Consider the following 9,269-nt stretch of genomic DNA (forward strand, 5'->3'; position numbering starts at 1 on the left):
GTTTTAGTATAAATAAAATTATTTTATAAACTTACAATTGAATTAAATCTATTAATTATTTCCTTTGCAAGATCATTACTAGGATTAATTTTAATTCTTGTTGCTTCATTTGGTCTAATAAAAATTTTTTCATAATTAACATCTCGATATTTTGAATTAGGATCAAGACTTAAAGTTTCCAAAGCCTTACCATATTCTGTTATAACTTGAGTTAGTAATCTTCCTGAAACTATTTCTGTTTGTGTTTTTAAAATATTAAAACCATCACCACCTGCTTGTAAGAAATCATTTATTGCTAAATTAAATTCATCACTATCCAAAATCTCTACACCTTCATATTTGATAGAAGTAACTGAATTCGTAGCTAAAATTGCATTGTTTGAATTATTATTTGCAATTGCGTTTAAGCTGTAATTTACTTCTAAATTATTAGATACTTGTAAAAAACCTCCATCTTGTCACTTAGTAGCTGAGATTCTAAATAATTCTTTTAAATCTTTACCTGTAATTTTAACAACTTTTAAAAAATTGTTAAATGGACTAACAGCTAAAATTTGACCATTAGTTACTATGAAATTTTTAGATGCGTCAACATCAATTGAAGATCTAATTCCACCACCATTGAAAATGGAAATAATTTTAGGATCAGGTTCGCCTTCTACTTGTCTTAAATTAGTATTATTTTCAACTCAATATTTTAATGAATCTGATACAAAGTTTCCAATATTTGTTTCCAAAGTTCTAACTGTTCTTTCAACAGTTCCATTATTTAGAACCCCTGTTGCTAAATCAAAGCCAAATTTAAAAGCTTCTGTAGAAGATGTTTTTTCAAAAGCTGCTGCAGCTGTAGCAATTTGCTCATCCGCTTCTTTTACTCTTTTTAATGAATCTTTTTCTAATAAAAACTCATCTAAATTAATGTACTTATTTGCATAATTTACAATTTTTCCAGTGCTTTTATCAAAATCAAAATTAACTTCCCCAATATGTCTAGTATGATCACCAGTTTGAACTAAAAAAGCATTATTTACTTTTTTACCAATTTCATATCTTTGGTGTGAGTGTCCATCAATAATTAGATCAATTTCATCTATTGCTTCGGCTAATTGAATCGAAGTTCTTACACTAGTTGCATCATCTCCTAAATGACCATAAACAACGATTAAATTAATTCCCATCGCTTTTAAAGATGCAATTTGTGATCTTGTAGTTTCAATTACATTTTCTCATTTTAAATTAGCAATTCCTGCAGGGTTTGTTTTGAATTCGGTATCTTCAGTAGTTAGAGGAATTAATCCAACTTGTAAATCGCCTTTAATTGTTTTGATTTTCGTTCCAGGAATAAAAGATTGATTAGCAATTTCTGTTCCTAATGTATCGATATATTTAACATTTGAAGAATAAAAAGGAGCCATTTGAGAATATTCTAAAAAAGTTTCTTTTCCTCAATCAAATTCATGATTACCTGCTGAAATACCATCAAAACCAATAATATTTGCTACTATTGAAGCTGTACGACCTTTATCTCTATCTGAAACTCCTGTACCTTGAAAATAATCACCTGCATCTAAAAGTAAATCAGGATTTTTTGTGTTAAAATAAGCAGCAAAATTGTTTAAACCAATATGTCTATTAAATTGACCTTGATCTTCTGTAAATCTTCCATGAATATCATTTGTATGGTTTATTGAAATATTTTTAACAATCATATGATCTTTATCAAAATCATCTAAATTTGTTTTATCTAAAAATGTATTTATTAGAAAATTCCTTGCATTAATCATATTTTTTCTAAATTGTGATCTGATACTATTTGTGCTTATTCTTGAATTAGTTTGTTTAAGCTCAAGTTCAAATCCAACATCTTTTGAACCCTGAACATCTTCACTTATAATAAATTTTTGATTAGTTGCTTTTTCTTCTCTTGTATAGTTTATTCCTTGTAATTGTGTATCAAAATTTATCACATAAGAAAAAGTCCCATTTTCAAATGATGTTACAAAAGCAGATGAATTTACAATATTAATTTTTAAATATTCTAAATTATTTTCATTCCATTTTGATACTTCATCTTTTAATTTTGCTAATCTATTATTTACAGCATCTTCAATATCTGTTTTTGTAATATTGTTATTAACATATTCTAAAAAAGTGGATTCATTTTTATTTATTTGAGTGACTGAGCTACAAGCTATTATTGTTAAAGATGGAGTAATTATTGAAAAACTAATCCCGCTTCCGATTAAAAATTTTTTGATTGATTTTTTCATTTATACCCCAATTTAATTTTATATTAATGCAATTATATGTAAATTAATGAACTCTATTTTTTGAATATTTAAAAAAATATAAATAAAAAGATAGGAATCTATCTTTTTTTATTATTAAAGCAATTTTTCTAAAGGAACAAATTCTAATTTTAATGCTTTAGCAATATTTTCGTTTGTCATTTTACCTTTATAAGCTAAAACTCCTCCAAAAAGCTCTTTAGCACTTTTAATTGAATTTAAAAAACCCTTATTTGCAATTTCGTGAATGTAAAATTCAGTTGCATTTGTTAAAGCGAGTGAAGCGGTCCTTGGTGTTGCTCCAGGCATATTTGGAACCGCATATTGTAAAATCCCTTTATATTCACTAATAGGATTGCTATGAGAAGTAGGAGCAATAATAGTTTCTACTGAACCACCTTGATCTATTGCAACATCAACAATTACTGAACCTTTTTTCATACTTTCAACATGAGTTTTTGTAATAAGTTTTGCTACTTTTGCTCCTGGAATATGAATTGTAGATACAACAAGATCAGCATCTTTAATGTGTTCTGTCAAAGTTTTCTCATCTGAAACATAAGCTTCAAACTTTCCTTTACTTAAAGTTGAAGCATTTTTGAATTCTTTTGATTCATTTAATTGTTTGATTAAAGCTTCGTTTTTATCTAAAACAACTGTATTTTGACCAATTATAAGAGAATTTCAAGCTGCACTTTGTCCTACAATACCTCCACCTACAACCAAGGTTTTACCATGTCTAGTTCCTTCTATTCCACCTGGAAGAATTCCAAAACCTTTATTTTGTTTTTGTAGATAAAATGCCCCATTAAGAATTGCTAATTTTCCTGCTACTACTGACATTGGAGCTAGCAAAATATTTTTATTGTCTTTTCTAACTAATTCATATGCTAAGCCAATTGCTTGCGAATCCATTAAAGCCTTAGCTAATTTTGGGTCAGTTGCCAAATGGAAATATGTAAAAATTACTTGATCTTTTTTGAAAAATTTGAATTCACTCTCTAATGGTTCTTTAATTTTAATTATGAATGGACTTTTTCAAACTTCTTCTTGAGTTGATATTTTTGCGCCACTTTTAATAAAATCTTCATCCGAAAAACCCGCTTCAAGTCCTGCATTTTTTTCAATCAACACTTCATGTTTATTTTTTACTAAATCACTAACTATATTCGGTGTTACCCCTATTCTAAATTCATTATTTTTGATTTCTTTTGGGAATCCTATTTTCATTTTAACCTTCTTGTTTTATATTTTTATACTAATATTATAAAATAAAACTTATGAAGTTAATCATAAGTTGTTTTTATTTATTCAAATTGAAGACTAAAAGTCAATTTGTTTGACATATTTTGCATTTTTTTCAATAAATTCTCTTCTTGGGGCAACATCTCCACCCATTAGAGTTGAAAATACTAAATCTGCAATAGCTGCATCTTCTATTTGAACTTGAAGCATTTTTCTACTTTCTGGATTCATTGTAGTTTCTCAAAGTTGTTCAGGGTCCATTTCTCCAAGTCCTTTATAACGTTGAATAGTAGCTTTTTGATTTGGTAAAAGTTGCTTCAAAACTTCTTCTTTTTCAGCATCCGAAAAAGCATATTGGAATGATTTTCCATAACTTATTTTATATAAAGGAGGTTGAGCAATATAAATAAAACCATACTCAATTAAAGGTCTAAAATGATGATATAAAAATGTTAATAATAAAGTTCTAATATGAGCACCATCAACATCAGCATCAGTCATAATTACTACTTTATGATATCTTAATTTGTTAATGTTAAATTCTGGTCCAACACCTGTTCCAAGAGCTGTGATTAAAGACAAAATTTCTGTGTTTTCAAAAACCTTAACAATATTTGCTTTTTCTGCATTAATGACTTTTCCTCTAAGAGGTAAAATTGCTTGAGTTTCACGGTCACGTCCCATTTTGGCACTACCTCCAGCTGAATTTCCCTCAACAATATATAATTCGCTAATTTCAGCATTTTTAGTTGAACAATCAGCTAGTTTTCCTGGTAAAGAACTAATTCCAAATGAATTTTTCTTAATTGTTGCTTCTCTAGCAGCAGAAGCTGAAAATCTAATTTTTTGTGAAAATAAAACCTTTTCAATAATTACTTTAGCTTGATCAGGATTTTCAAGTAAAAATTTATATAAAACAGATGATAATACTTTATTAGTTGCTGTTCTAGCATCTTTATTTCCTAATTTTGCTTTTGTTTGCCCTTCAAAAACAGGGTCCACATGTTTAATTGAAATTATTGCTGTTAATCCTTCTCTAATATCATCACGAGTTAATTTTTCTTTATCGTTTTTCATTAATTTATTTTCACCAGCATAATTATTAAAAATTCTAATTAAAGCATCAACAAAACCTTGTTCATGAGTTCCACCTTCAATTGTTGAAATATTGTTTGCATAAGAGACAATATTTGGCTGATAACTATCTGTATATTGTAAAGCAACTTCGACAGTAATATCACCTTCATCACCAACTTCTTTACCTTCAGCATAAATTACATTTTCATGAAGAGCTTTTTTAGAAATATTTAAAGCTTCAACATATTCAATAATTCCACCTTCATAGTAAAATTCAATATCTTCTGGTTCTTCTTGTCTTTCATCTCTTAAAATTAATTTTAATCCACGATTTAAATAAGCAATTTGTTTTGCTCTATCCACAATAACATCATATTCAAATTCATTTTTATCCATAATTGAATAATCAGGAAAAAAACTAATTTTTGTTCCTGTATCAGATTCTTCAACATCACTAATAATATTTAGAGCTTTAACCGGTTTTCCAAAGCGAAATTCTTGATAATGTAATTTGCCTTCTCTTTTAACTCAAACTTCCAAATGATTACTTAAAGCATTAACTACTGAAGCTCCAACCCCATGCAATCCTCCACTAACCTTGTAAGTATCTTTATCAAATTTACCACCAGCATGCAAAACAGTTAAAACAGTTTCAACTGCAGATTTTCCTGTTTTTTCATGAATATCAGTTGGAATTCCTCTTCCGTTATCTTCGATAATTGCATAACCATTTTTATTTAAAGTAATTTTAACTTGATTTGCGTGTCCTGCCATTGCTTCATCAATTGAATTATCCACAATTTCTCAAATTAAGTGATGTAAACCTTTTTTTCCTGTGGTACCAATGTACATTCCAGGTCTTTTTCTTACAGCTTCTAAACCTTCTAAAACCTGAATATTTTTTCCTGAATAATTATTATTGCTCATATCATCTCCTAGAATCATTTAATTTTAAAAATAACTTCAATTATTTTAACATATTATGTTATTTCAGAACTAAAAATGTGTGTTTTAAGATTGTTAAAATTCTTTATTTTTAGATAAAACTAAGAACAAAAAATAAAATCTTTATTACTTTTCTAGCTCTAAAAAATCACATTTTTAAATTGTTTTTATGATATTATTTGTATATATATTATTTTATAATTATGCATTTGAAAAATTTTGCATTTGTTATAAAAATAAAATAAAGGAGAAATATGGGTTTTAGTTTAAAAAAGAGTCTTATTATTGGACCAATTATTGCAGTAGGAGCTATTGCAATAGGAGTACCAGTAATTGTAGCAACAACTTTTAGAGCAAATTCAGAAGAATCAAGCACAATTTCAGTTGAAGAAGTAAAAAACGATAGGTTAATAAGCAATATAAATGCCTCATATGTAGGAAACGCTAGTGCTGTTACAACATCTAATTTAGTAATTAATAATTTTACTTTGAATAAATCAAAAAATCCAAGAATAAAATATGAAATAACAAAAATAGAATCTTCTTCATTAAAAAATTCTGCAATTGTTACATTTCAAGGATTTGTGGTAAATGATCCAAACTTTATTCCTGTTGTTTTTGTTTCAGAAGTAGGTGGCTTTTTATTTAGTGCTGAACAATTAAAAAATGATCTTAATTCTAGAATGATTGCTCCATCATTAAATTCTGCTGCTTTAAATAAAAAACCTTCAAAAATTACTTTAGAAGATTTGGTAAATCCAAATTTAAATCTTTTAAGTGCTTCGAATTTATTTAATTCTTTAACTGTTACTTTTTCTTATGAATTAGGAGAATTTAATGATAATTTAAGTCCTAATTATGGAAGAGACATTATTGTTAATTTTATTGTTAGTGGAATTAACAATACTTCATCTCAAGGTTCTTATAAAACAAAAATAGAAACAGGAATTGAAAACTTTATTAGCTCAGAAATTGTAAATAACAACATAACAGGAACAATTAATGGTTTAGATAATCAAGCGAGCAAGGCTATTTTGGTTTCCAAAAATAAAGCAAGCAATAGAGCACTTGAAATTTTATCCACTGATTACAATATTGAGAATTCATATATTTTATCTGTCAATTTAAATGGAAAAAATCATGACATTAAAGTGAATCAAAAAATTGGATCTGTAAAATCTGCAAATGACATAAATGGAGAATTATTTTTAGAAATAATAGTTAATTTAGATCTTTCTTCACTAGTAATTAATGAAACTCCAGGACCTAGTAATTTTATTTTTAATTTTTCTCAATTAGAACAAGGATTTTTAAGTAACGACAAAATTGTTGATTCAACTAATGAAGCAATGAGTACTTTGAATATTTCAAACATAATAACTTCTAATGATATTTTGCTTCAAAATTCAAAAGATGTTTTATCTACAAATTGAAATGTAAATAGTTTTAGAATCGATTCATCAAAAAATAGTTTTGTACAAAACTCAACTATTTTAGGTGCTAATGAATCTGTGAGATATAACTTAGTAATAAGTAAAGTAGATCCTATTTTAGGAACAAACTCTGCTAATTTAACTATTAGTGCAATTCCTTTAATTTCAACAACAACTAATAAAACAATTATTTTAGGAACAATTATTTTTGCTAGTCCGATAGATTCTATTATAGTCGCCCAAGATACAATTGCTCTTGATGATTTGATTATTCAATCTATAATCCCTACTTTTCAAAACTCAACAAACTTAATTAGTTTAAATAGTCTACCTTCAGAATTATCAAATAATTTAAACACTACAAATTTTTCAAACCATTTTAATTTTCAAATTCCTTCAAATGCTCCAATAGGTACAACATATAAAATTCTAAAAATAAATCAAACTAATGATTTTTTTGGCCAAATGGATTTAGAAGTGGAAATTTCTATTCCAAGATCTTTTTTAAGTAAAACATATGTTGTAAAAGTTTCAGGTTTTAATACAACACATAGAAAAACCTTAACTGCGTTTAATGAAATTAGAAATAATCCAGCAAACGCTAATTTATTTATTCCGACTTTTACAAGTATAAGTTCTCAAAATAACACAAATGTTGATCAAGTTATACCTGCAAATTTAAATTTAAATAAAACTCTTCTAGACCAGTTTGCATTAATTGACCCAAGTGTTAGCCTTGAATTTGAAATTATAAGTAGAAATTCTCAGGAAGGAATAATCAGTGGAAATATTATATTAAGTGCATCTAATTTAAGAAATCCAAATACCCCAACTGAATTAAGAGGAGTGGTTAAATATAGTTTTTCTCTTGGAGGATTTTTATCAACAAATGCAATTAATATTGAGTTATTAGAAAATGCATTTAATAATTTGCCAACAATTACTCTTAATAATAATGCTTTAAATTTAGTTAAGCTACCTGGTCTTATTACATCTAATGATTTTAATCCTATAACTTTATCAAATAATGTTAGAGCAAGATATTTAACAGGGTTAAATAGTATTACAAATATTAATATAATTACAGGTTCATTAGATTTACAAGTAGAATTATCTGTTTCGAATGACTCAACTAATCCTAATTCTACTTCTAGATCTGTTTTAGTTCGTCCTATAACAGTAAGAAATTTACCTACTTTACAAAATTACATGAATCATTTGGCAACAATTGTAAAACCTGATTTGCTATTAAATAGTCAAAACAATACTTTATTATTAGCATCACAAATATCTGAAAATAATATATTTCCAGTAAATCCTGTTTTTCCTGGGACTACAAATTTAGTATTTAATTTAAACACAAATTTGATTAACTTTATAGAAAATGTTTTTACAAATATTCAATTTAAAATAAATAAATTCACGCCAAATGATATTAATGGTTCAGCTGAAGTAGAAATAGAATTATTTGTAACAAGTCAAAATGTCCCAAGTTTAAACATGTCTGTAATTTCTTCTGTTTATACTATTAATTTGCTTCCTAATACTTTTAGTTCAAATAGAACTGTAATAAACACTGAAATGCAAACTTTGGCAAACATTATCATCAGTAGAAATCCAAATGATTTTATCTTATTTAATGGTCCAAAAATATCCACAAATCCTTCGCTTGTGAAAAATGAAGATTTATCAGTTAATTTATCAAGCTTAAGTTTTGGAGAATTTCCAAATTCTCAAGATGTAAGTTTTGATGCTCAAATAGTTTCGATAAATTCAGAAAAAGGAACTTTAATTGTCAATTTAAGAGGAACAAGAGCAAATGAAAACTTTATTTCTAATGTTTCACTAGAACTTACAGAATTTCAAACTGATTCAAAAAGTGTTTTAGAGGCTATAAATTCACTAGAAAATACCATAATAACAAATCCTCAATTAGTTTTTAATGGAAGAACTTCAACAGGAGCAATTCAAACAATGGAAAACACAACTGTAAATCAATTAAATGCCCAAAGTTTTTCATTTGATTTTGAATCGAATAATCAACTTTCTAATTCTGGAACTATAAATCCTAAAAATCTAATAAGATATTTTATTGTAAATATTAATACGACACCAACATCTGGAACTGTTAGTGTTCAAATAAGATTAGAAAAAGGCAATACTGTAGAATTTAAAAATATCACAATTCAAGGATTTAAAACTAATTAACTTTTGCAATCAAAAGTACATACACAAATATGTTGATATATTAGTAAAACATAATATAATATAAGTAAGCTTA

The 9,269-nt window shown here is 26.8% G+C and carries 4 protein-coding genes; 1 reads left to right on the forward strand and 3 read right to left on the reverse strand.

The features are described from left to right. Positions 1-23: 23 nt before the first annotated feature. The 3 genes from MMOB_RS00540 to gyrB all read right to left on the reverse strand — a co-directional run bounded on the left by MMOB_RS00540 (position 24) and on the right by gyrB (position 5,537). The gene (locus MMOB_RS00540) at positions 24-2,270 is read right to left on the reverse strand and encodes a bifunctional metallophosphatase/5'-nucleotidase (RefSeq protein WP_011264619.1); all 2,247 of its coding nucleotides are present in this window, start codon (positions 2,268-2,270) and stop codon (positions 24-26) included. A gap of 114 nt (positions 2,271-2,384) precedes the next feature. Beyond that, a complete protein-coding gene (locus tag MMOB_RS00545) occupies positions 2,385-3,518 on the reverse strand; it encodes an alanine dehydrogenase (RefSeq protein WP_011264620.1) in 1,134 nt (377 codons plus the stop codon). A gap of 93 nt (positions 3,519-3,611) precedes the next feature. After that, complete coding sequence (gyrB, locus tag MMOB_RS00550) at positions 3,612-5,537, reverse strand: DNA topoisomerase (ATP-hydrolyzing) subunit B (protein ID WP_041362766.1); 1,926 nt, start codon at positions 5,535-5,537, stop codon at positions 3,612-3,614. Positions 5,538-5,809: 272 nt separating this feature from the next. On the opposite strand from gyrB, the gene gli123 reads away from it, so the two are divergent. Next, positions 5,810-9,196: a gliding machinery surface structure protein Gli123 gene (gene gli123 / locus MMOB_RS00555; protein WP_011264622.1), complete on the forward strand. Its 3,387-nt coding sequence runs from the start codon at positions 5,810-5,812 to the stop codon at positions 9,194-9,196. Positions 9,197-9,269 lie beyond the last annotated feature (73 nt).

The organism is Mycoplasma mobile 163K, assembly GCF_000008365.1.
Taxonomy (GTDB): Bacteria; Bacillota_I; Bacilli_A; order Mycoplasmatales; family Metamycoplasmataceae; genus Mycoplasma_J; species Mycoplasma_J mobile.